Raw genomic sequence first — 838 nt, 5'->3', positions numbered from 1 at the left:
GAGCTTCGGTATCGGTAACGATCACGGCCAGCCCTTCAGCCCCGACAGCTTCGGCTCAGACCTACTGCTCTGCGGAAGCCAAAAAAGTAAGCGACCTAGCCGTGTCAGGCACAGGGATCAAATGGTATTCAGCTACAGCAGGCGGGACTTTATATGCCGGCACCGAGACGCTGGCTACGGGAACCTATTATGCCAGCCAGACGGTGAACGGCTGTGAGAGCGCGAGAGCTTCGATATCGGTAACGATCACGGCCAGCCCTTCAGCCCCAACAGCAACTGCACAAACATTCTGCTCTGCGGAGGCTAAAAAAGTAAGCGACCTAGCCGTGTCAGGCACAGGGATCAAATGGTATTCTGCTMCAGCAGGCGGGACTTTATATGCCGGCACCGAGACGCTTGTTACGGGAACCTATTATGCCAGCCAGACGGTAAACGGCTGTGAGAGTGCGCGGGCTTCGGTATCGGTAACGATCACGGCCAGCCCTTCAGCCCCGACAGCTTCGGCTCAGACCTACTGCTCTGCGGAAGCCAAAAAAGTAAGCGACCTAGCCGTGTCAGGCACAGGGATCAAATGGTATTCAGCTACAGCAGGCGGGACTTTATATGCCGGCACCGAGACGCTTGTTACGGGAACCTATTATGCCAGCGAGACGGTAAACGGCTGTGAGAGTGCGCGGGCTTCGGTATCGGTAACGATCACGGCCAGCCCTTCAGCCCCGACAGCTTCGGCTCAGACCTACTGCTCTGCGGAAGCTAAAAAAGTAAGCGACCTAGCCGTGTCAGGAGCAGGGATCAAATGGTATTCTGCTCCAGCAGGCGGGACTTTATATGCCGGCAC

At 56.5% G+C, this 838-nt stretch carries 1 protein-coding gene; it reads left to right on the top strand.

Annotated features, from left to right (window positions below; translation table 11 throughout):
- Positions 1 to 20 precede the first annotated feature (20 nt).
- Positions 21 to 838: Ig-like domain-containing protein (locus AC1DVP_RS21285; protein WP_477185472.1), on the top strand; the 818-nt coding region annotated here is incomplete at its 3' end.

The organism is Flavobacterium sp. P3_A6, assembly GCF_056403035.1.
Note: the sequence above shows the minus strand (reverse complement) of the source record. Positions and strands in the feature narration are given on the sequence as shown.